The 23,074-nt window shown below is 44.0% G+C and carries 17 protein-coding genes; 10 read left to right on the forward strand and 7 right to left on the reverse strand.

The annotated features are described in order from the left end of the window. On the reverse strand, positions 1-2,481 hold a 2,481-nt coding region (locus tag IE163_RS15465; RefSeq protein WP_189433894.1), incomplete at its 3' end, for a retention module-containing protein. Between the two features lie 476 nt (positions 2,482-2,957). Here IE163_RS15465 and IE163_RS15470 point away from each other — a divergent pair. The 5 genes from IE163_RS15470 to IE163_RS15490 all read left to right on the forward strand — a co-directional run bounded on the left by IE163_RS15470 (position 2,958) and on the right by IE163_RS15490 (position 9,403). After that, positions 2,958-4,787: a TolC family outer membrane protein gene (locus tag IE163_RS15470; RefSeq protein ID WP_189433895.1), complete on the forward strand. Its 1,830-nt coding sequence runs from the start codon at positions 2,958-2,960 to the stop codon at positions 4,785-4,787. A 99-nt stretch (positions 4,788-4,886) separates the two neighbouring features. Next, positions 4,887-7,019 carry a type I secretion system permease/ATPase gene (locus tag IE163_RS15475; protein WP_189433896.1) on the forward strand — a complete coding sequence of 711 codons (2,133 nt, stop codon included), beginning with the start codon at positions 4,887-4,889 and terminating at the stop codon, positions 7,017-7,019. Further along, on the forward strand, positions 7,019-8,437 hold the full coding sequence (locus IE163_RS15480) for an HlyD family type I secretion periplasmic adaptor subunit (protein WP_189433897.1): 1,419 nt from the start codon (positions 7,019-7,021) through the stop codon (positions 8,435-8,437). Before IE163_RS15475 ends, IE163_RS15480 begins: the two co-directional genes overlap by 1 nt. Beyond that, complete coding sequence (locus IE163_RS15485; RefSeq protein ID WP_189433898.1) at positions 8,434-9,021, forward strand: response regulator transcription factor; 588 nt, start codon at positions 8,434-8,436, stop codon at positions 9,019-9,021. The genes IE163_RS15480 and IE163_RS15485 overlap by 4 nt, the downstream gene beginning before the upstream one ends. 31 nt (positions 9,022-9,052) lie before the next feature. Next, positions 9,053-9,403 (forward strand): tryptophan synthase subunit beta like protein, encoded by a 351-nt coding sequence (locus IE163_RS15490; protein ID WP_189433899.1) that lies wholly within the window; start codon positions 9,053-9,055, stop codon positions 9,401-9,403. A 52-nt stretch (positions 9,404-9,455) separates the two neighbouring features. Here the strand turns inward: IE163_RS15490 and IE163_RS15495 are convergent, their stop codons facing one another. Together IE163_RS15495 and IE163_RS15500 are read right to left on the reverse strand one after the other, a co-directional pair. Next, positions 9,456-11,387: a bifunctional diguanylate cyclase/phosphodiesterase gene (locus IE163_RS15495; RefSeq protein WP_189433900.1), complete on the reverse strand. Its 1,932-nt coding sequence runs from the start codon at positions 11,385-11,387 to the stop codon at positions 9,456-9,458. Between the two features lie 50 nt (positions 11,388-11,437). After that, entirely contained in the window at positions 11,438-12,199 is a 762-nt protein-coding gene (locus IE163_RS15500) for a transglutaminase-like cysteine peptidase (RefSeq protein WP_229833603.1), read from the reverse strand. Between the two features lie 346 nt (positions 12,200-12,545). On the opposite strand from IE163_RS15500, the gene IE163_RS15505 reads away from it, so the two are divergent. Then, positions 12,546-15,038 (forward strand): TonB-dependent receptor plug domain-containing protein, encoded by a 2,493-nt coding sequence (locus IE163_RS15505; RefSeq protein WP_189433901.1) that lies wholly within the window; start codon positions 12,546-12,548, stop codon positions 15,036-15,038. A gap of 52 nt (positions 15,039-15,090) precedes the next feature. Here the strand turns inward: IE163_RS15505 and IE163_RS15510 are convergent, their stop codons facing one another. Beyond that, a complete protein-coding gene (locus tag IE163_RS15510; protein ID WP_189433902.1) occupies positions 15,091-15,861 on the reverse strand; it encodes an EAL domain-containing protein in 771 nt (256 codons plus the stop codon). A 413-nt stretch (positions 15,862-16,274) separates the two neighbouring features. Between IE163_RS15510 and ubiD the strand changes: the two genes are divergently transcribed. From ubiD to fre, 3 genes are read left to right on the forward strand one after another with little or no spacing between them, the layout of a single operon-like run. Then, positions 16,275-17,759 (forward strand): 4-hydroxy-3-polyprenylbenzoate decarboxylase, encoded by a 1,485-nt coding sequence (ubiD, locus tag IE163_RS15515; protein WP_189433903.1) that lies wholly within the window; start codon positions 16,275-16,277, stop codon positions 17,757-17,759. Beyond that, positions 17,756-18,034 carry a 2Fe-2S iron-sulfur cluster-binding protein gene (locus IE163_RS15520; protein WP_189433904.1) on the forward strand — a complete coding sequence of 93 codons (279 nt, stop codon included), beginning with the start codon at positions 17,756-17,758 and terminating at the stop codon, positions 18,032-18,034. The genes ubiD and IE163_RS15520 overlap by 4 nt, the downstream gene beginning before the upstream one ends. Before the next feature lie 23 nt (positions 18,035-18,057). Continuing rightward, on the forward strand, positions 18,058-18,765 hold the full coding sequence (gene fre, locus IE163_RS15525; protein ID WP_189433905.1) for an NAD(P)H-flavin reductase: 708 nt from the start codon (positions 18,058-18,060) through the stop codon (positions 18,763-18,765). On the opposite strand, the gene IE163_RS15530 is transcribed toward fre, so the two are convergent. Beyond that, complete coding sequence (locus IE163_RS15530) at positions 18,766-20,115, reverse strand: SEL1-like repeat protein (protein ID WP_189433906.1); 1,350 nt, start codon at positions 20,113-20,115, stop codon at positions 18,766-18,768. A gap of 260 nt (positions 20,116-20,375) precedes the next feature. Between IE163_RS15530 and IE163_RS15535 the strand changes: the two genes are divergently transcribed. Continuing rightward, positions 20,376-20,783, forward strand: coding sequence for an acyl-CoA thioesterase (locus IE163_RS15535; protein ID WP_189433907.1), 408 nt, complete (start codon positions 20,376-20,378; stop codon positions 20,781-20,783). A 68-nt stretch (positions 20,784-20,851) separates the two neighbouring features. Here IE163_RS15535 and IE163_RS15540 read toward each other — a convergent pair whose 3' ends face one another. After that, on the reverse strand, positions 20,852-22,189 hold the full coding sequence (locus IE163_RS15540) for an energy transducer TonB (RefSeq protein ID WP_189433908.1): 1,338 nt from the start codon (positions 22,187-22,189) through the stop codon (positions 20,852-20,854). Positions 22,190-22,350: 161 nt separating this feature from the next. Further along, positions 22,351-23,073, reverse strand: coding sequence for a hypothetical protein (locus IE163_RS15545; RefSeq protein WP_189433909.1), 723 nt, complete (start codon positions 23,071-23,073; stop codon positions 22,351-22,353). Between the last annotated feature and the right edge of the window lies 1 nt (position 23,074).

Raw genomic sequence — 23,074 nt, forward strand, 5'->3', positions numbered from 1 at the left:
TTCTACCGTCGTAGAGCCAGTACTCGCCCCTACGGCAATAGTGATGCTGGTGCCATTGCCTAAATCAATCACCAGCGGAGTCCCCGTTACCGGATTATCCACACTTGCTGTAATTGTAATGGGTTCGCCCTCTATCACAACATCAGGGACACTTAACGTGATGGTGGTCACATCCGCGTCATCAACCACATTCGTAGTAGTGCTAGTATCGGTATTCAGCGAGTCGAAGGTACCACCCGTGGTGCCGACCACTTCAAACGTCACCGCATCAGTACCTTGCAGATACACATCATCGTCCCGTGTATCCACCGTGGTCGAGCCGCTGCTTGCACCAACCGGGATGGTAATGCTCACGCCATTACCCAAATCCACCACTAATGGCGTACCCGCCACCACGTTGCTGACTGTGGCTGTAACCGTAATCAACTCACCTTCGATCACTTCACTAGTTGATGTGAGTACCAGATTTGTCTCAATGCCGCTATCAACTACAGTGGTACTCAAAGTACTACTGGTATCCAGCGCTTCGTAATTACCACCTGAAGTACCGACGATGGCAAAATCAATTTGCTCATTACCTTGAACATTGGCGTCCTCAGGACGAACCCCGACGGTAGCACTACCGCTACTCTCACCCACAGGAATCGTAATGATATTACCATTGCCCAAATCGATAACTAAAGGCGCCTCAGTAACAGGGTTGCTAACGGTAGCAGTTACAGTAATATCCTGGCCCTCAACCACTTCACTTGGGCCTGTTAATGTAATAGTGGTCACGTCGTTATCATCAACTACCGAACTACTAGTTGTGCTGCTGGTATCTAGCGCTTCAAATTCACCGCCAGACACATCACTAATGGCAAACGTGATATCGTCCGTGCCTTGAACATAGAAATCATCAGCGCGAGTGTCGACTTCAATTGATGCGGAGCTTTCACCAACAGCGATAACTATAGTTAATCCGTTGTCCAGATTTACCACTAAAGGTGAGCCAGTAACGGGTTGGCCGACCGTAGCAGTTACTGTAATAGATTCACCCTCAATAACTTGTTCGGTTGAAGTAAGAATGATTGAAGTAACATCGTTATCGTCAGTAACACTAGTTGAAGCCGTACTTGTGGTATCAAGCGCTTCATAATTACCACCTGTTACATTGGTAATCGCAAAGTCAACTTGCTCGTTACCCTGTACATAAACATCATTTTCACGAGTACCAATGTCTACACTTCCAGTGCTTTCACCTACTGGAATAGTGATAGTAACGCCATTACCTAAATCAATCACCAATGGTGTACCGGTGACAGGATTGCTTACGGTGGCAGTAACAGTAATGGTATCACCTTCAACCACTTCGGCTGGGGATGTGAGGGTAATTGTTGTTAAATCATTATCATCTATAACCACTGTAGTGGAAGAACTGCTTGAATCTAGCGCTTCAAAGTTACCACCATTTACATTACTAATAGAGAAGGTTAAAGATTCATCACCTTGAATATAAAAATCATCTTCACGACTGCTAACTTCGACAGCACCTGAGGTTTCACCAACCGGGATAGTAATAGTGCTTCCATTGCTTAAAGTGATCACTAGTGGCGAACCAGTCACAGGATTGCTCACGGTAGCGGTAACAATAACACTTACGCCTTCTACAACTACCTCTGGCGTTTCTAAAGTTATAACTGTGACATCGTTATTATCAGTAACAATCACTGCTACCGACGATGAAGAATCAACTGTGGAGAAGTTGCCGCCAGAAGTTGATGTGACATTAATATTAATGACTTCGTCACCTTGCACATAAACATCATCTTCACGCACAGGAACAGTGACTGTTCCTGTTGACTCGCCTACGGGGATAGTAATAGTAGAACCGTCATTTAGCTGTATTACAAAAGGCGCACCAGTAACAGGGTTGTTTAAGGTAGCAACTACAGTATAGCTACCGCCCTCAGTAACTGAACTTTCAACAGTTAACGTAATAATAACTGGTTGAGGAGGGACAGCGTCAGCTTCAGGTTCGCCGAAAGCATCGTCCTCCGAACTAAGAGGTGAATATTCATAACCAACCGGCGTGGTGCTTTCAGAAATTCTTATTAATCTGACTATGGAGCCACCTTCACCATCAGGGCCGTCATCCGCTCCAGCGCCAGCTGCTGTCTCACCTAACTCATCAAGTAGGTCACCTTCACCGTCTAAAAGTTGTAATAGTTCGTCGGCTGCAGCTTCTTCTACTTTACGCTCATCTGGCGCAGGCTCCTGGCTTGCAAGAATGTCTGGAGTCAACTGTAACGTTTGATTACCAGGAACTTTTATAAGCTCTTTACCGTCGACAAGTAATGTTGCCTCGCCACCTTCTGGCGTGACTATCTTATCACCGGCCTGGAGTTGCTCTCCTTCAACTGCGATACGGGTACTACCATCTTCTGACTGTATAACAACATTATTTGTTGCTGTTGCAACTACCGCGATAACTGGGCTCATAACTATTCCTTTGTCTATACTATTACTCTATTACATCACCATACGACAAAAATAAGTGTGCTGATACCGTACTGAAGTACAGGTTATTTTTTCGCCGCATTGTAAAAAGTTGATCCCGAGGGCCTAGCTAAAGCTAATATTGTGTAGAAAACACTCATTGCCAAAACACTACTTTTAGGTTATTTTTATTCACCAAGGTGCTGATTTTCATAAAAATAGTATAAAAGTACTATTAAATAGCGGTAAGCAATCGCCACCAAGCTTGATAAAAGCATTTTAATGACTAATGATTTACAAGGCCTTGCGATAAAAAAACTCAGCCTCTACATTGTTTTTGTGTTTTTTGCAATACCTTAAAAAGCAAAACCCTGTTGATCGGCTAATTATTTACATAAAAATATCATTTTCCGGAAGGGGAGGTTAACCAAAGCTCCCCTAATTAACATAAACTTAAGTAACACACTGGATGTGACGTTATGAAAACAAACAAAATTGCTACATTGATTTTGCTAGCCCTTGGTATTAACTCGGCCAGCGCTTCAGAACTAACCGTTGCCGATATTACTAAGAGAGCTATTGAGTCTAATCCAGAAGTTCAGGCTGCGTGGCATACCTTCTTAGTCTCCGGTCATGATGTAGGTTTAGCTCAAGCTGGCTATAAACCAACATTAGATTTAAATTCCGGTTTCGGTCACCAACGACGAGACTATGGCATCGAGCGGCAGTTAAACGCCGGTTATGCTGAATTGTCATTTAACCAAATGGTATATGACGGCGGCAGAACACGTAACGAAGTTAAACGCTTCTCCCAAGTACAACTTGTCAGATACTTCGAATTACTAGACAAAGTTGAGAGCACCGCAGCGGCAGCTATCGCAGCTTATCAAGATGTACTGAGGCAAAGGGAACTGGTTGCTCTTGCTCAGGAAAACCTCTCTAAGCACTTAGATGTTTATAAACAAATTGAACAAAGCAGCAGAGCTGGAGTGGCTAGAGCTGCTGATTTGGAGCAAATTAGTGGCCGGGTTTCGTTGGCAGAGTCTAACGTGCTTGTTGAGCTGTCTAATTTACATGATGTCAGTGCCCGTTATTTAAGAATTGTTGGCCAAATGCCACCAAGTCAATTGGCCCCGGTTCGCTTAGGACCCAATTTTTTGCCGTCTTCTGCAAACGAAACGATTTCTACAGCTTATAGAACGAACCCAGCATTTCATGCCGCGATAAGAAATATTTCGGCTACAGAGTCAGCGGTAGATTCAAGTAAAGCTGGTTTTCGTCCTCAGTTGAATTTAACTGCGCGCTACGGCACACAAAATTACGATGACTTATGGCAAAAGAACAGCCAAACTGAAGGGCGTATTGGTCTTGAGTTTAGATATAACATTTATAATGGCAATAGAGATCAAACCGCCGTGCGTAGAGCACTAGAGGAGGTCAACGTTGCTAAAGATTTAAGAGATAAAGTCTGTGTTGATATCAGACAGACGCTACAAATTGCATATAATGATGTCAACAAAATCAGTGAGCAAATTCCTGTTTTAAATCAACATCGGCTATCTTCAGATAAAGTTAGAACGGCTTACAAAAACCAGTTTGATATAGGCCAACGTACCTTACTCGATGTGCTGGATTCGGAAAATGAATACTTTCAGGCAGCCCGCGCTTTTACCAATGCTAATTATGATTTAAGCCTTGCAGTTACTAGAACACTTGCAGGCATGGGACAGCTGTTAAGCTCGGTTGATGTTGCTCGTACCGGTTTGCCAACACTCGCCGACCTTGGTGCAGAGCCATTAGAAGCGACTCCTGAAGAAATCTGCGGCGTAACTGAAATTGATAATCAACTTTCTTCTTTAAGAGATGATGACGGCGATGGTGTTCCCAATTATCGTGATGACTGTCCGGACACACCTAAAGGCGATAAAGTTGATGCTAATGGTTGCTCTGTATTTGAGGAAAAACAAGTAACCATCGGTTTAAACGTGTTCTTTGCCCATGACTCAGATATTATCGATCAAAGCTATACTGAGGATATTACCGCTCTGGCCAACTATTTAAAACGTTACCCAAATACTAAAGTAGAAATTCAAGGTCACACGTCTGCAGTAGGTAAAGAGTGGTACAACCAAATACTGTCTGAAAGACGGGCGAAAGCTGTTGCCGCTATCCTAGGCCAGCGGTTTGGTATAAGTGCAGATCGCATTAGCGCCAAAGGTTATGCTTCGAGCCGCCCAAAAGTAGCGGGTAACTCAGAGCAAGCGCATAGCCAGAACCGCAGAATTGAAGCGAGTGTCACTCCTAAATAGCTTTTGCTGGAATTAACGTAGTGTTAGGGCAGCTAGCTGAATTGTAGCTGCCCGAAATATTTAAAGCTGTCGTAGTTGTAGTAAGGAAATTTGTCCAAAATGGAGTCACAGAAAGAACATTTCGATCCTTTAGCTGAATGCTTGGCAATTATTGCACTCAGCCACCATCGAGAGTTTAGTAAAGAGTCCATTTTATCTGGACTCCCTTTGATTAATGGTTGCTTAACACCTTCCGTGTTCGCCAGGGCAGCTAAGAAGATTGGCTTTAGCAGTAAAATGGCTAATAGACAATTCGAAGCGATAAATCCCAATCTGTTACCTGCCGTCTTATTGCTTGCAGACAAGCAGTGTTGTGTACTAAATAAATTAAACCTAACTGACAATACTGCGGAAATAATCTTTCCAGATCTACCTAATAGTAGTCAGGTCATTCCACTTACAGAGCTCACCGGTCGCTATGCCGGTCAATTAATTTATTGCCGTCCTGAATTCCAATTTGATAAACGTGCACCGATCATCCGCAACCTAAAAGAACGCCACTGGTTTTGGAGCGTTATAAAAGATAATCGCAGATTGTATCGTGATGTTGTAATTGCAGCACTGGTAATCAATTTACTTGCAGTTGCAATGCCACTCTATGTCATGAATATCTATGACAGAGTCGTACCCAATCATGCCACTGATACACTCTGGGTTTTATCAGTGGGCATTTTACTTGCGCTACTGGCAGATCTGGCGCTCAGATTAATGCGAAGCTGGTTTGTTGACTTAGCGGCAAGCAGAGCAGATGTTCAGCTTTCGTCCACAATTATGGAAAAAGTGATGGGCATGAAGTTAATCAATAGACCTGATTCTACAGGCTCTTTTACTTCTAATGTGCAATCCTTTGAATCTATTCGTAGTTTCACAGGTTCGCTTACCGTAGTCACTTTAGTCGATCTTCCTTTCGTTTTATTATTTATAACAATAATCGCTTTGATTAGCTGGCCTTTAATAATCCCTATCATACTTGGCGGCGCTTTCATCATATTTTACGCCCTTATGGCGCAACAAAAAATGAAATCGCTATCTGAAGCATCGATGCGTGCCAGCGCAATGAGAAACTCTACCTTAGTAGAGAGCATTTCTAACATAGAAAACGTAAAGAGCTTTAACGCAGAAAATCATATCCAATCCGTTTGGGAGAAGGCCACTATTTTTATTAGCCGTACTGGAGCAAAAATGCGCTTTCTGTCGGCGACTATTACCAACACCTCTATGTTTGTTCAGCATGCGGTATCTATCGTTATTATGGTTGTCGGCGTATATCTGCTAATTGATGGCCAAATGACACAAGGTGGACTGATAGGGGCCTACATGCTCTCTTCAAGGGCCATCGCTCCTATTAGTCAGGTTGCTGGATTGCTCTCTCAATATCACAACGCAGCCACAGCCATGAAATCGTTAGATGAAATCATGACTAGACCAACAGAGAACGAGAGCAAAAACAATCAAATTAGTCGACCCGTATTAAAAGGTGATATCGAATTCCGCCAAGTTAATTTCAAATATCCTGCCGCCGAAACCTTAGCTTTATCCGGTGTCAACTTCAAAATTAAAGCAGGTGAGCACGTTGCCATTCTGGGAAAGAATGGCTCTGGCAAAAGCACTTTGGAACGGCTTATTCTTGGCCTCTATGATCCTGAGTCTGGAGCGGTGTTAATTGATGGTATAGATAGCAGACAACTTAATCCAACTGAGTTAAGACGAAACATTGGTTATGTACCACAGGATATATCCTTATTTTTTGGAACGCTCAAAGAAAATATCATCACGGCTCATCCGCAAGCTAATGACGACGAAATCTTAAAAGCCGCTGAACTAGCAGGCATTCTCCCTTTTGCGAATAAACACCCCGCCGGTTTTAATATGCAAGTAGGTGAAAGTGGCAAACTACTCTCTGGCGGTCAACGCCAATCAATTGCTATAGCGAGAGCCCTAATTAACCAACCATCTATATTACTGCTTGATGAACCCAGCGGAGCACTCGATCACTCCAGTGAAGAGGTACTAAAGCAAAAGCTTGCGCAATACTCCGTGGGTAAAACAATGATTATTGTCACGCATCGTAGCTCCTTACTCACTCTGGCAGAGAGAATCATCGTTATAGATGCGGGTAAAATAGTTGCGGATGGGCCGAAAGAAATGGTGTTGGATGCTCTGCGTCAAGGACGCGTTGGGAGTGCCAACTAATGAATAAAGCAAAAGAAAAAAGCATTGAGCAACGTGGCTTTGAAAAAATAGCTTCATTGACACAATTACCCGCCGAAGCAAATTTACTGGAGCGATTTTTTGGTCGTTGGCTAACGCCAACACAGCATAGTGACTGGGTTGTTGATGCAGAGTGGGCAAGGGTTCAACAAGAGCCGCTTAGAGCCAGAGCTTTGCTTTACACTATGTTATTGGCTATTTTAATATTAATTATTTGGGCCGCATTTGCTCCCTTGGACGAGGTTGCCAGAGGGGACGGTAAAGTCATTCCTTCTCAGCAATTACAAGTAATACAGTCATTAGACGGCGGTATTGTTGAGGCTATCTTTGTACGCGAAGGGCAAATCGTAGACGCGGGGGATCCTTTACTGCGAATAGATCCAACGCGATTTGTAGCAAACCTAAGAGAAAGCAGAGCACAATTTTTTGCACTTACCGCTGAAGTCGCAAGGTTAAGAGCCCTAACAGCAAAAACAGAACTGATATTTCCTGATGAATTGATGTCTGAAGCTCCCTATATTGTGCAGCAAGAGCAACAACTCTATGAGACCAGCAAAGCGGAATTAGCTGAGCAACAGTCAGCAATTAGAAATCAGATGTTGCAACGGCAGGAGGAACTCCGGGAAATTCAAGCTGCCGAAGTACAATTTAGTACCACTTTAGAATTAACCAGCAGAGAGCTGCGTGTTACCAAACCACTGCTCGCCTCTGGCGCTGTATCCGATGTCGATATTATTCGGCTGGAGCGTGATGTTGCAAATCTAACGGGAGAATTAAGACGCTCACAAGCGAATATTGCCAGAGCACAAGCTGCAATAGCTGAAGCAACGAACAAATTGCGCGAAACCGAATTAACTATGCTCAACCGCTGGCAAAGTCAGCTCGCTGAATCCAGAGCAAAGCTAGAAAGTCTCACCGAGGCGGAAGCAGGACTGGCAGACAAAGTGAAGCAAACAGAAATCCGCTCTCCTGTCAGAGGCACGGTACAAAGGCTCTATTTTAATACTTTGGGCGGCGTTATCACTCCAGGTAGAGATGTCTTGGAAATTATTCCTTTAGATGATCAACTTATTATTGAAGCAAGAATCCCCCCTAAAGATATCGCGTTTATCCGGCCGGGCCAAAGTGCAATGATAAAATTTACAGCTTACGACTTTGCAGTTTATGGTGGTTTGACGGCGGAAGTACAGCATATTAGCGCTGACACCATCACGGATGAGCATGAAAATACTTTTTACTTGGTCAGATTGAAAACACATGATCTTGGTTTTAATGATGAACTCCTAATAATACCAGGAATGACAACTCAGGTTGATATAGTGACTGGGAAGAAAACAGTCTTGGAATACCTTTTAAAACCGGTGTTAAGAGCAACTTCACAGGCGATGACGGAACGATGAAACTAAATCATATTATTTATACGGAAAACGAGCTGATTAGCCCACGTTGGCTAGAACTCATGCCCGAGGCGTTAATTCAAACAGTGTTTACAAAGGATGAGACTTTTTCCAACACTTTAATTTGGGTTGTCACAGGCATTCCACACTGGCAGGACATCATAAAATTTTATCATAGCAATGGTAATCAGGTACTCGCCTTAACCCGAAATGGCAGTACAGATGAAGTAATCGCAGCATTAAACGCCGGTGCCAAAGGGTACCTTGATCTATTTTCGAATACAACCATACTAGAACAAGCTGCAAATGCAGTAACAAATGGCGCTTTATGGTTGCCCGCGTCTATAGTCACTGGACTTATCGGCTCTTTAACAGTGAAGATGCCCATAAAGAATGATGAAGAATTAAATAAGCTTACGAAAAGGGAGCTAGATGTTGTTAAGGAAATTAAAACCGGCTTGAGCAACAAAGAGATTGCCAGAAGGCTAGCCATATCTGAACGAACAGTGAAGGAGCATCTATCATCTATCTTTTCGAAATTGGAGGTTAGTGACAGATTTCAGCTAATATTGAAGCTCAAAGCCTAGCTTACATTTCGAATTAGCCAAGGAGGCTAAAATGTTCGTAAGAAGAAATGCAAATAATGAAATAGTGCTTGTCAGTAAAGAGCGTATTTCAGGTATTGCAGAGGAATATCTGGATGCTGACTCATACGAGTTGATTGATTTTATCCAGAATCAGCAAGAAAGCTCGCCGGTTGTCGAATTTAAGAAGTCGGATAAAGATCTTATAAGGGTACTAGAGGATGTTATCGATTTACTAACAATTAAAGGTATTATTCAATTTACCGATTTACCCAAAGCAGCTCAACAGAAACTACTTTCGCGTCAACATATCCGGCACAGAATTGCTACCTTAAATCTGGTATCGGACAATCCTGACGAAGAAACTGTTAACTTAGATCTTTAGTTTTTCTTATCTGCGCAGCTTGTCAAAATCAACTGCGCATCCGCACTCCGCACTACCCCGCTCTTACAGCAGGCCCGGTAATCGCATCAAGGCCTACTTGCTGCAACAATGAGATGTCATAGCCATCAACGACACCCTCAGCAATCATCGTTAAGCCCAGCGAGTGCCCTAAACCACAGAAGCCCCCGATAAAATCTTTCGCATCTTGAGGGGATGTATATAACTGCCTAATTAATGATGCATCCACTTTCAAATAATCTAAACCTAGCTCTTGAATATCTTTTAACTGAGCAAATTGATTCCCCGCCGCTTGCACTCCTAAGATAATTCCAAGCCCCTTTGCTACTCTGACAAAATCTCTAAACGCTTCAATTTCTGCTATCACAGCTTGCTCGTTAAATTCTAAAGATAGCCTTTTACCTAACTCGGGCTGAGTTTGTAGTAATTTTAAGATGGTATTTTTTATTGCATGATCTTTGATCGTATCGATCGTCATATTCACGGCAAGAATAAGTGTCTCAGAACCTTGTAGTATTGTCAGCGCCTGGCGAATTACTGCAACATCTAGCTGAGGCAATAAACCGAGACGCCTCGCCCATGCAATAAAGCATCCGGCCGACCGTTGTTCTCCAGCCAGACTGACTCTGACCATGGCTTCGCTGTGAAACAGCGTTCCATCAAAATAACAAACAGGGTATTGTTTTAAGGTAATGTGATTATTGTTTATCGCAGTACTAAGCGCCTCACGCCACTCAGCCGCGCTGCGAAACATTTGTCCTTGTTCAGGGACATAAGCCAATTCTATACCAGCCTCTTCCGTCAACTCGGCATTAGCCAATACGTTGTCTAATCTGATTAAAATATCTGGCTTCGCTTCGCTACTTAAAAATACAGTTGCTGCTAATGGAAAATAAATGTTTACTTTAGCGGCATGCGCTTGTTGTAACTGTAACAAAGACTGTTGAATAGAATTATGAATTTCTTTTATATCATCAGCTTGCGTTAATAAGATGGCAAAGTCACTACTGTTGATCCGTGCAAGTGTGACTGAACCCACTTGGGCCTCAAACCTTTTCCCCTGCTGTTGTAAAAGAGTAGCAACGTCACATAGTAGTTTGTCAGTGGCTTTATGGCCCAGTTTCTGATTAATCACACGCAAATCGAAAACTCTAAGCATGCAAATCATATGAGGCTCTGTTTTGTCATCGCTAGCCAGCGCAGCATCCAAGGCCGCCATAAAAGTCGTTCTGTTGTTTAAACCTGTTAATTCATCCAATTGAAATTTAATACGCATTTCGTCCAAACGCTTGTTTTCAGTCTCAAGCATATTGCGTACACGTAATGATAATAAGTTCATAGCACGAACAACTCGGCCAAACTCAAGTGTTCTGGGCTCCTGTGACGTGATAAAACGCCGCCCCCCTATCGCTTCAGCCTGAGCTACAACATCATCTAACGGCCTGGTAATCACTTTAAGAATCAAACTGCCAATTGCACCGGAAAACAACGCTACTACTGCAAACCAGAAAAACATTTGTGATGTACTTTGCCACAAGGCTTGCTGCGCAAATCTACTATGACTTTCAACATATAAAGTACCAAATTGTTGCCAACCATCCTGTATCTGCGCAACTCCCGGCAAAACGTTAAGTGGGACTAATGTACTGAACCAATCGGGTACCGAATCAGCGACAACTGCTTCATACTCTTTCACTAAGAAGGTATCGCCATTAGCAAGAATCAAGGCAATTTTTTGGTAATGTCCGGTGTCAAACTGAGCCGCTACCAATAATTCTATTAAAGTCGGATCTTTTTCAAGCTGTGAAATAGAAAGCGCCAGCATATTGGCATTATCAATATTCTTAATGTTCAGCTGCTCTGAGAAGTAATTTCTGGCGCTGTAGCTGCTAATAGAAAAACTACTAACAAAAGCCAGAACCAATACTACTGCGATAACAACCCAAAGTTGTTTTATTAAAGACATTTTGCACTCTCTAAGTTAAGCCAAACCACGAATAAAATACTTTTCCACAACTAAAAACCGATGCCATCTTGTTGCATCCGTTCCAAAACATCACGCCAACGAGACAATCGCGCGGTAGGGCTAGAAGCCGCTTGATTAGCACTTAAATGCCCCGCCCATAGACCTTCACTATTAAAACTAAACACTGGCGATAAATCTGTGCGCTCTGATGCCAACGCCACCGTATTCACTAAATTATCTAAAATGAGAGGTTCTGCCATGGGATCAGCATAATATCCCAGCACCATGTGAGGCTCAAACACTGAACTATGAGGACCACCCATTCTGGCCCGAACATAAATTAATCTCAGTTTAGTATCGTCTATTCCTGCAAACCTAAGGCTAATATACTTAGCAATTGCATAGTCTTCACAATCACCAAAACCTTTACCTAAGGTTTCCAAAGGTGTTGCCCAGTAGTCACTGACACCCCACAATGCTTGATCTGATTTGAACCGTACATTATTTTGAAAAAACTGGTTTACCCGTCTTAATTTTTCAAGATCATCTAAATCGGTCAGCCCAAGTAACATCCGCTCCCATTGCTGAGAAAGCTCGGTCCGCGTGTCGCCATATTTACCAGCCATCTTTTGATGAAAAAGAGCAAAATCGATAGTCAACTTCTTACTAGTAGCAGCTGAGTAGCTAAAGTGCAGCACGCTTATTAGCAGAAGCATGCTTAAGAAAGCGGGAGATAGCTTTCTCCAAGACTTTCGAGCCTCTATATAGATGTTAATGACGCTTCGCCAAACTGCCGAAATGATGTGTTGCACCTGGATACTTGCTCATGTTCTTAAAATAGATCCTGCTCTAAGCATAAACTAATTAACACCTGTGCTTAATGATATTTGGCATTCGCTGCAAATTTAATTTGAAAGTAAGCTGAATAACAAACTAAAAATGCCATTTACCGAGTAAGATTAACTAAAAACCACCAATTATCCATCCTAGGCCCCGGAGCAGAAACAAAAAAACCTTTGTTTTACAAGACTTCTGGAAGTCTCCCAAAGACTATGCCATAGTCAATGGGCAATTATGAAATCTTTAATTGTTGTACTGACCCCAGGATCAGGTTGTTAAAGTCATTGCTTTAATAAAAATAATTTGGAGATATCACATATGCGCAGCTTCAAGCCACATCCGCTCGCACTAGCAGTTGCTGTTACACTGCTCAGTCCTGCCGCTTTCGCGCAGCAGGATACTACCGAAGAAAAAGCTGAAAAAATTGAGCAAATTGTTGTTACCGGTACCCGTGTAGCAGGACGCTCAGTATCTGACACAGCTGTGCCAATTGATATTGTCAGTACGGAGATGCTGCAACGAGCAGGCTCAACGGAGTTAAATCAGTTACTTTCAACGGCACTACCTTCATTTAATTTTCCGCGCCCAGGTCTTACCGACGGCACCGATACGGTGCGCCCTGCGACCTTACGAGGTTTAGGGCCAGATCAATCCTTGGTGTTGGTCAATTCGAAACGTCGTCATGCCGCGTCCTTGGTAAATGTGAATGGCTCTGTTGGTCGCGGCTCTTCCGCCGTCGACCTTAACACCATTCCCACTGCAGCAATTAGTTCTGTAGAAGTGCTTCGTGACGGTGCTTCAGCCCAATATGGTTCCGATGCTATCGCTGGCGTACTTAATGTAAGATTGCGAGAGGCTAGCGAAGGCGGTAATTTTACCACTTCTTACGGCTGGCGTGAGACTAGGTACAGTACGCCGACCACTACACCACCCGCAGGTGCAACCTGGAGTGCACCATCGTCTATTGAGCGCAGCAGAACAGATGGTGAAACGCTTACTCTTAGCGGTTGGCGTGGTTTCGATTTAGGCAACAATGCTTTTTTAACCGTGTCGGCAGAATACAAAGATGCCGAGAAAACGGAGCGCGGTGGCTGGGATTACCGCCAGCAATATGCTCTGGTAAATGGTGAGTTCGACCCACGTGAAGCTCTCTTTAACCGTTTTAACGCCTGGTATGGCGAACCTGAACTGGAACAGTTCACACTTTTTGCCAATGCAGGTAAAACGCTGGAAAACGGTAAAATCTATGGCTGGCTAAGCTATCAAGATCGCGAAGCAAGATCAGGTGGTTTCTATCGCACAGCCAGAGATGACCGAAATATTATCGAAATCTACCCAGATGGTTTCTTACCCATTATTGCTCCTGATGTCACTGACGCCAGTGCCGCCGTGGGGTATGAATTTGATGTGGGTGAATGGACCGTAGATACCTCGCTAGTGTGGGGTCAAAACCGTATGGCATTTACCATCGAGAACACGCTCAATCGCTCTATTGGCCCTAGCAGCAAAACTGAATTTGATGCTGGCGGCTTCCGTTATGGCCAAAGCGTATTTAACCTCTCTGGTGTTCGTTCATTTAACGTAGCCGCTTTGGCATCACCATTAAACGTTGCCACAGGCGTTGAGCTTCGTCGTGAACGCTATAGCATTTTCGCTGGTGAACCAGACTCTTGGCGCAACGGTGGCGTATTGCTGCCTAATGGCAATCCCACCGCGTCCGGCGCTCAGGTATTCCCGGGGTTCAGACCATCAAACGAAACACGCGATACACGGCGGGCGATCGGTGTTTATTTAGATCTTGAAGCAAATCTTACTGACAACATGTTAGGCTCTGTCGCTGTTCGCGCTGAAGATTATTCTGATTTTGGCAGCAACTTAACCGGCAAAGCCGCTTTACGATATGATTTTACTGATAATTTTGCTTTACGTGGTTCTATCCAAAATGGTTTCAGAGCCCCTTCATTGCAACAGCAAAATTTCACTGCTACCTCAACTAACTTCATTGGCGGCGTTCCTTTTGATATCACTACTTTTCCGGTAAGCGATCCGATCGCGCAAGCGTTGGGAGCAACGGCATTGGATGCTGAGAAATCGGTAAACTATTCATTAGGTACCGTATTCCGCCTGGGTGGCGTGTCAGTCACTATTGATGGCTATCGCATCGATATTAAGGATCGCATAGTCTTATCTGAGAACCTAACCGCAGTTAACGTCCGCGAATACCTTACCTCACAAGGCTTTATCGGCATTGGCGGTGGTAGGTTCTTTATTAATGGTGTAGATACCGAGACACAAGGGGTTGATGTCGTTGTGAACTGGTCTTTACCAACCGACCAGCTAGGGCTATTTGACTTTACGTTAGTAGGTAACTACAACAAAACGAAAGTGACTGCCGTGCCAGAGACCGCTCAGCTGTCACAATTAAACCCTGCCCCAGTGCTGTTTGGTCGGGTCAACGTGTTAACCTTTGAAAAAGGTACGCCAAAAGATAAATTGGGTGCCACGGTAAACTGGAGTTACGACAATCTTAGTGCAACGTTAAAAGCAACACGCTATGGTGAAGTATTAACACCTGGCACCTCAGAAGCGACAGATTTTATCTTAACCCCGAAAACGCTGATCGATCTGGAGGCGCGGTACGAGTTTAATGACAATTGGACCTTGGCTTTTGGTGCAGATAATATCTTTGATAAATATCCAGATCCGTTCCCGATTAATTTGAATACGACAGGTGCCACGTCTTTTTCAAATTATTCACCTTTTGGTCGTTCTGGTCGTTTATTTTATGGCAGGGTAGCTTACAACTTCTAAGATATTTCTAACTGACATCAGGCGCTAACATAGCGCCTGATTTTTATGAAAACTAGGAAAGGCCTTGGATAGCAGACAGCGGCGCCAATCTTTCTAGTTCAGGTTTAGCAAAATAGTAACCCTGCAAATAACGAATACCAATTCCCGTGAGATACTCTAACTCTTCTTTCGTTTCGATCCCCTCTGCCAATACTTTGGCCCCTTGCAGCTCACACTGCTCAATCGTCTTACAAACAATATGTTGTTTCGCTGGATTAAGATGAATATTCCGAATTAATTGCATGTCTAACTTCAGAATATGAGGCTTTAACTCGATTAACCATTCCAGGGTCGCATAACCCGACCCATAATCATCTATAGCAGTTTGAAAACCGCGCTTCGCATAACTGCGAAAAATCCGGTTTAAATGATCTTTATCGGGAATTTCTTCGCCCTCAGTTACTTCAAAAATCAGCTTGGTTAAATCAAACCCATATAAATCCGCAGCTTCTATGGTGGCTTTAATACAAGTTTCCGGGTTATATACAGCATTAGGTAAAAAATTAATGTTTAAAAATGTCTCGCAGCCCAATTTTGCCGCTGTCTCTATTGCTTTAACCCGGCAAGCCTGATCAAAATAATATTTGTTTTTATCATTAATACGTTCGAATACCCAACCAGCACCTTCACCATTAGGTCCTCGCACCAGAGCTTCATAAGCAAAAATAGTTTTGGTTTGCCAATCTATAATAGGCTGAAATGCCATACGAATTTGAAAACCCAAGTCTTGACCACTTAAGCAATCACTACAGCTTTGCTGTTTTACTGAGTCTGGGAACTGCATAAAAAAATGACCTCAAAAGGGTTAGTAGCTTATTTTTATCAAAAAACACTAGTGAAAGCTTTAGTTTTATATATTTAAGCGAAAGAGTGATTTAACTCCCCCAGCTTAAATGGCTTACGACAAGGGTATTATGGTGACTTATATTAAACACTTGACCTATAGCATAGACTGCTAAGAATAGTTGAGCAAAACCTTAAAGCCAGACACCAGAAAATATGCGAGTAATTAAGTAAAAAAGATTCTTGTTAAAACCCGCTAACCCCTTTCGGCACTGTTTACGTATAACAGACATTGTTTTGCAGTAAACGCCGATAATTGTCATCCAATCGGCCAAAACTGGCAGTACCAGCTTAGAACTGTATAATAGCCAACAGTGTCTTGGTGCAGCCAAACAGGCCCTTAAAAGGTAACACATGAAATACAAAGATTTGCGGGACTTTATTCACCAGTTAGAGCAACGCGGTGAGTTAGTTCGGATAACACAACAAATTGATCCTGTCTTGGAAATGACCGAGATAGCCGATAGAACACTAAGAGCTGGCGGCCCGGCATTATTATTTGAAAATCCCAAAGGCTACGATATACCAGTACTCGCGAATTTATTTGGCACACCACAGCGGGTGGCGCTTGGCATGGGACAAGAGGATGTTAGCGCATTGCGTGAAGTCGGTAAATTGCTGGCATTTCTCAAAGAACCGGAACCGCCGAAAGGCTTAAAGGATGCGTTTAGTAAATTGCCGATTTTTAAGCAAGTACTGAATATGTCGGTGAAGCAGGTGAAAAAAGCGGTTTGCCAACAAGTTGTGTTAAGCGGTGATCAGGTTGACTTAACCAAACTGCCTGTGATGACTTGCTGGCCTGGAGATGCCGCGCCCTTAATTACCTGGGGCCTAACCGTCACCAAGGGACCGCATAAAGAGCGGCAGAACCTCGGTATTTATCGTCAGCAAGTGCTGGGTAAAAATAAGGTGATTATGCGCTGGTTATCACATCGTGGTGGCGCCCTGGATTTCTTTGAGTGGCAAAAAGCTCACCCCGGTGAACGTTTTCCGGTTGCAGTTGCGCTGGGTGCTGATCCAGCGACCATTCTGGGTGCGGTAACTCCGGTACCCGACACGCTATCTGAATATGGTTTTGCCGGTCTATTACGGGGTGATAATACCGAGGTCGTAAAATGTGTCAGTAATGATTTACAAGTTCCAGCTAACGCCGAATTTGTACTCGAAGGCTATATAGAGCCAGGGGAAATGGCACCGGAAGGACCTTATGGCGATCATACTGGTTATTATAACGAAGTCGATAGCTTTCCAGTATTCACCGTAACCCATATTACCCACCGCCAAGATCCGATTTACCACAGTACCTACACGGGTAGACCACCAGATGAACCAGCGATTCTCGGGGTTGCGCTTAATGAGGTGTTTGTACCTATATTGCAAAAGCAATTTCCAGAAATCACCGATTTTTATCTGCCGCCAGAAGGCTGTTCGTATCGCTTAGCAGTAGTGACGATGAAGAAGCAGTATCCTGGGCACGCGAAGCGGGTAATGATGGGCGTTTGGTCTTTCTTACGCCAATTTATGTACACTAAATTTGTGATAGTCTGCGACGATGATATTAATGCCCGCGACTGGCAAGATGTGATTTGGGCTATTACCACCCGGATGGATCCCGCCAGAGATACAACTCTGGTAGAGAATACACCTATAGATTATTTGGATTTTGCCTCGCCAGTATCAGGTTTAGGCTCGAAAATGGGCATGGATGCAACGAATAAATGGCCAGGAGAAACCACCCGGGAATGGGGCGAACCCATTGTGATGTCAGATGAGATTAAACAACGGATTGATACACTTTGGCCCAGTTTAGGTATTCCGCTACCGGATAAACAAAGATGAGTTTCCTGGTAACGGTGCAGCCAGCAAAGTTGCAATTTGCGGTAGACGCTAACGAAACTATTTTGCAGGCAGCGCTTAGGCAAGGCATAGATTTCCCCTATCGCTGCCAACAAGGTGTTTGTACCAGTTGTGTCTGTAAGTTGCGCAGCGGCAAGGTAAATTACGCGCCGCCTAGCCCGCTGACTGAAACGGACCGGCAGCAGTTCTTTGTTTACTGCTGCTTAGCCTATGCTGACTCAGATTTAGAGCTTCACCACCCCTTTATTCGCGGCTGAGCGCCGCTTAACACGAGATGTTTATGAACGCTATTGCTTGTCAGGTTGTTTCTATTGAAGCCTTAACCCCGGTGGTTAGTAAAGTGTTATTAGCCCCCTCAATGCCAGTGCAGTTTACTGCTGGGCAGTATCTACAACTTTGTATAACACCCACTGATAAGCGCCCTTTTTCGATCGCCAGCATACCTGAGCAAGCATTGCTGGAGTTACATATTGGCACTCCGGAAGGTGATAGCTGGTCTAGTGTCGCGATGAGTCACTTACAACAGCAGCATGCATTAGCGGCCCCAGTGCAAGTAGAAGTTGGCTTAGGTCAGGCGCAGTGGCACGCCCAGAGTGACAGGCCTGTTATTTTACTGGCAGGAGGCACAGGTTTTTCCTACGTGTACAGCATCGCCATGGCAATCGAAGCAGCAAAGCAAAATAAGCCGGTATTTTTATACTGGGGGGTACGGAATGAACAGGCGCTTTATTATCAGGCCGAGCTTGAGCAATGGGCGGCAACTAATTCTAAATTCCGTTTTATCCCAGTCGTGCAACAAGCAGCTACTTCTTGGTCAGGTAGGACAGGCTTGGTACATGAAGCGGTACTGCATGATTTTGTTTCACTTGAGGCCTATGACATTTATATGGCAGGCCCCTTTGCGATGGCTGGCGTTGCCCGCGAGGCCTTTGCTGAGCAAGGTGGCCAGCGCGAGCATATGTTTGCAGATGCTTTTGCCTATATATAACTATTGCGCCAGCACCTCTATCAAATCGGCCGCAGGCTTGTAACCTGCGGTTTTTGCTTGCTCCAGTAAAGTAACACCTTCAGTTCGTTCACCATCCAGAATTAAGCGCGCACCATGCCAAGCCATCGCCATAGGGTCTTGCTGCTGTAAAAGATAGAATTGCCAATCTTCACGTTGTGCTCCCAGAATACGCTGAGCACGGCGATCGCCATTCACTGCAGCTTTTTTCCACCAAAATCCAGGAGTTAGCATAGCGTGTACCGGCAAATATTGTTGAATAATAATGCCATCTCTCTTACTTATTCTACTGAACGAACGATCCTGACTAATATTTTTCGTTAATTCAAATATGCCCGCCGCAGCTCCCCTAACTTTTAAACCTAATATTTTTTCTGGTTCTGGTTTATACAAACTGCTTATATCAAGCAACCGAACAATTTCACCCTGCTCATTAGTTTGAACACTAACACTGCCCTCTAACGAGGATATATTTACTTCTAGCTTTTTAGTTTCGAACCACGCAGATAAATCAGGCGCGGACTGTGGCTCGGATAGAGATGGCTCGACATATACCAAAGCACCTGAAACCATCGAAACTAAGTTTAAAACGCTACCCAGCATTTCCTGATGTCGGCCAGAGCCAATCTGAGCATATTGCCATAGGTTCTGATGACTTAGAACTTGATTAGCTGAGCGCCCATTCATTGCACCCTTTACCCAGAAATTTAATTTAACCGACAGTAAGTGTGGCTTACCTGTTGCTTCATATTGCCAACGACGCATAGCTCTAAAAGTGTAGGAATCAAAAACTCCCTCGGGAAAACCATCTATCGCATCTACAACTTGCACTCGGCCACTACCGTCTACCAAGAATTGTAAAACTATATAACCGAAGGGGTTTTTCCTTGATACATCATCTGGGATATCTGGCATTGGTGTGCTAATTTGTGCTGGTGCGTGTTCTCGACTCAACTGATATGCTTTAGCATCTTGTTTAATGATAACAGCCGAAAAAGCCTTTGATGCAGCATCTTCTGCCGCTACCCGCTGCGCGGCGCTGGCCTCTTGATATATACGTTTTACTATCTCTGTAGCCTGTGGATGCTGTAACTTTTCGGCTAATAAAAAATGAGATAACGCCTCTTCAAGATTAACTTCTTGCCCTTCACCATAGTACGCCATAACAGCTAAATTGAAAGCTGCGTCTGCATTACCCAGCGGCAGCAAATTTTCAAACCCAACTTTGGCTGCAGAATATTTTTTATTCTCATATGCCTGTAATGCAACCAACCAATCAGCGCGAACACCAAAAGTTGCGACCAAAAATAATATTAAAAAAACTATTCGCATTTAAAAGTCCCTGCTTAGAATTTTGATATCCATAAAAAGTTTAAATTATTCATATCGTAACCAAATACAGCTTAGCCATAATAGACAAAAAAAAACTATATTTAAATAGTTTCATTAAAATTGTTAATTTTATCCATATTAAATAGCAAGACGGCGTCATTAATTTTAAATATAAAAAATACCTAGCTTATATTTATGCTGGAACAAGACGACCGCCTATGCCAAAATCAGAGTAAATACACTAAACAAAGAGCGAAACGATGCAACATAAAACGCTGATTAAAGTTCGCGGCTACCACCTGGATATATACCAGCATGTAAATAACGCACGCTATCTGGAGTTCTTAGAAGAAGCGCGCTGGGGATATTTAGAAGATAGTGGTGATATCGAATGGTTTGCAGCCCATGGCCTGGCTTGGGTCATCGTCAATATTAATATCAACTACAAAGTCGCCGCCACTATGGGGCAAACGTTGGAAGTGTACACCCAATTTAGCAAAGTTGCCGGTAAAAGTGCGGTCGTTTCGCAAGAGGTGCGGATTGCGGGGACTGATGCTGTGGCCGCCGATGCGCAAGTTACTTTTGTGTGCTTAAACCAAAAAACCGGTAAAGCCGTCACCATTGACGGCGAGTTGCGTAGCAGATTGGAACAACATCTGGCGAACTAATTATCCTGGCGACCATCTGACAGAACACAGCTGCTCTCAGGTGGCGCCAGCAAAGTTTCATTAGTTATTTATAGCAACAGGGTTTTTAGTTGGCTAGCCTGAGGGTAATGCAGCGCTATCGCTTTCTCTAACCAATAAATGCCCTGGTCTTTCTCACCGTTCAGCAATAAATCCACCCCGACCCATGCCATCACCACCGGGTCTTCTTGCAATAATAAATACTCTTTCCAGGAATTAAAGCGGGCAGCTAAATTACGTTGCGCCCTAAGATCGCCATTTTTGGCGGCTTTGCGCCACCAGTAATAGCCATCTAAGGTGTTTGGCAGGTCGACTATTTTTTCAACCGAAACCCTGTTCTCGACTGACCCAAAGGATTGACGTAACACATAGTTACCCGCTGCAATCTTACCGCGGCCTTTCACCTGTTGCCCAATTAACTGGCTTGCTGCAGGAGAAGTTAAATTTGAATCATCGAGTACTTCGGTAATAGTCCCGTTTCTGGCCAATTGCACAATAGCTTTGCCACTGAAGTCTGTTACAAAAAAATGAAACTCAGCCTCGGCCTCTAACGCTTGCATAGTGGGCACGCGCGCAGCATCAGGCTCAGCCACCTTGAAAAAATTCAGCTCCTTTTGACTTTGCGTATTAATAACATGCAATACCGTGCCCAAGGCTTCTTGATGCGCTGGCGAGCCTTCGACAGCCAAGGACCATAATTTTGAGCTTTTTAGCCAACGCTCTATGATAAGAGGCCTGATGCCGCCACTTATGGCAAAATCGAATTGTGCAGACTGCACGTGAAAGCGGCCAGTGGCTTCATAACGCCATTGCTTTATCGCCTGAATTGCCACCTCATCAAAAACAGCCGCAGGGTAGCTATCTATAGCATCCGCAGCATGCACTCTGCCTTCACCATCGACCAGTAAACGCAACGTCACATAACCAAACAAATTATCCCGTAATGCGCTTTTAGGGTACTCTGGCGCGACCTTTGTTAACGCCTTGAGTCTGCTTGGTCTTACTGAGGCTTGTTGCTGCTCTTGGTAATTGATAAAAAAAACATCGCTACGGAGCTTGGTATAGTATTGTTCCAACTGTTTTTTATGCTCATCGGTAAGTTGGTTAGAGACCGCGGTAAAGAGCCGCTCGGCTTCAGGGTGTTTAAGCTCAGTGGCTAACTGAAAATAAGCAGCAGCCAACGGCAAATTGCTAACTTGCCCCTCGCCGTTATAAGCCATGACTCCCAAATTGAAGACGGCATCTTTATTGCCCAGAGTAAGTAATTTTGAAAAAGCTAATTCTGCTTGCGCAAAGCTGGCATTTTCATAGGCTTCCATTGCACTTAACCAATTTGCTTTGCTGCTAAAACAGGCACTACATAACAACAAACAGATTAACCATTTCATTTAAACTCTCCCTGAGAAAAATTAAACTCATATTTAACTAAAACATTACTTAAAACAAGCCAAGATGTCACTGCGCTGCTCAATTCAGTTAAATGGTTCATATTCAGGATGCCGAAATAAGCCTGTCGGGTAAAAATTTATAACAACCCATAATGAAGAGGCTAACGATCTAACCATTTACTCATAACTTGCCTAAATAACACCGCATCATCGCTTTCTTTGCACGGTATACCTTTTGCATCCATCAACTGTTCAAATCCGCTAAGCGCGGGATCAACAATCAAACAACGATCTCCCAGCTTAACCATTTGCATACCTACGCCCCTGGCGGCATTTTCAGCCTCAGAGCTAAGTTGCTGATGTTCTTTAGCCACGGTCAAACGGGGCTGCTTTTGTTGCTGTGACCAGCCGGCGTAGTCTGCTACTGGCGCACTATATTGTTGCGCAATACCCGATAATGCACGCTCTGCCAAACTGGCGGCGGTAGAGGATGTAGCGGCATGTTCCGAGACTAACCTAGCGTCAGCGTCGACACTAGTCTGTTCCGTTGTTAACGTATCACTTAGTACTTCATACTGCTCTGTACTCCCCGTTGCCGTGGAAAACGCCTCTTCCTCGATGGGGCTGCGTGTATTGGGAGCAGCCTGAGTGGCAACGTTTGTTTCATCAGGCTCTGCCGGCAATACAGCTGCGACTACTTCAGTCAGCAGAGGCTCTGCTGGTACAACGGGCTTAGGGGGCGTATACAAATAACTCGATACGGGCTCAACAATAGCCGGCGGCGAGACAGGTAAGGGTCTTAACAGTAAGGCAAAAAATACCAGATGGATCAGCAATGCCAAGCTAACTGGCCATAAATAGCCGCGGTGCCAGTTTTGCTGCATG

Source organism: Alishewanella longhuensis, assembly GCF_014653435.1.
Taxonomy (GTDB): domain Bacteria; phylum Pseudomonadota; class Gammaproteobacteria; order Enterobacterales; family Alteromonadaceae; genus Alishewanella; species Alishewanella longhuensis.

Excerpts from the sequence above, each read along its gene's own strand:
- IE163_RS15520 (WP_189433904.1), top strand. The coding sequence starts at position 17,756 with ATGAGTTTCCTGGTAACGGTGCAGCCAGCAAAGTTGCAATTTGCGGTA.
- IE163_RS15505 (WP_189433901.1), top strand. The coding sequence starts at position 12,546 with ATGCGCAGCTTCAAGCCACATCCGCTCGCACTAGCAGTTGCTGTTACA.
- IE163_RS15475 (WP_189433896.1), top strand. The coding sequence starts at position 4,887 with ATGGAGTCACAGAAAGAACATTTCGATCCTTTAGCTGAATGCTTGGCA.
- IE163_RS15495 (WP_189433900.1), bottom strand. The coding sequence starts at position 11,387 with ATGTCTTTAATAAAACAACTTTGGGTTGTTATCGCAGTAGTATTGGTT.
- IE163_RS15540 (WP_189433908.1), bottom strand. The coding sequence starts at position 22,189 with ATGAAATGGTTAATCTGTTTGTTGTTATGTAGTGCCTGTTTTAGCAGC.
- IE163_RS15510 (WP_189433902.1), bottom strand. The coding sequence starts at position 15,861 with ATGCAGTTCCCAGACTCAGTAAAACAGCAAAGCTGTAGTGATTGCTTA.
- IE163_RS15480 (WP_189433897.1), top strand. The coding sequence starts at position 7,019 with ATGAATAAAGCAAAAGAAAAAAGCATTGAGCAACGTGGCTTTGAAAAA.
- IE163_RS15470 (WP_189433895.1), top strand. The coding sequence starts at position 2,958 with ATGAAAACAAACAAAATTGCTACATTGATTTTGCTAGCCCTTGGTATT.
- IE163_RS15530 (WP_189433906.1), bottom strand. The coding sequence starts at position 20,115 with ATGCGAATAGTTTTTTTAATATTATTTTTGGTCGCAACTTTTGGTGTT.
- fre (WP_189433905.1), top strand. The coding sequence starts at position 18,058 with ATGAACGCTATTGCTTGTCAGGTTGTTTCTATTGAAGCCTTAACCCCG.
- IE163_RS15535 (WP_189433907.1), top strand. The coding sequence starts at position 20,376 with ATGCAACATAAAACGCTGATTAAAGTTCGCGGCTACCACCTGGATATA.
- IE163_RS15490 (WP_189433899.1), top strand. The coding sequence starts at position 9,053 with ATGTTCGTAAGAAGAAATGCAAATAATGAAATAGTGCTTGTCAGTAAA.
- IE163_RS15485 (WP_189433898.1), top strand. The coding sequence starts at position 8,434 with ATGAAACTAAATCATATTATTTATACGGAAAACGAGCTGATTAGCCCA.
- ubiD (WP_189433903.1), top strand. The coding sequence starts at position 16,275 with ATGAAATACAAAGATTTGCGGGACTTTATTCACCAGTTAGAGCAACGC.
- IE163_RS15545 (WP_189433909.1), bottom strand. The coding sequence starts at position 23,073 with ATGCAGCAAAACTGGCACCGCGGCTATTTATGGCCAGTTAGCTTGGCA.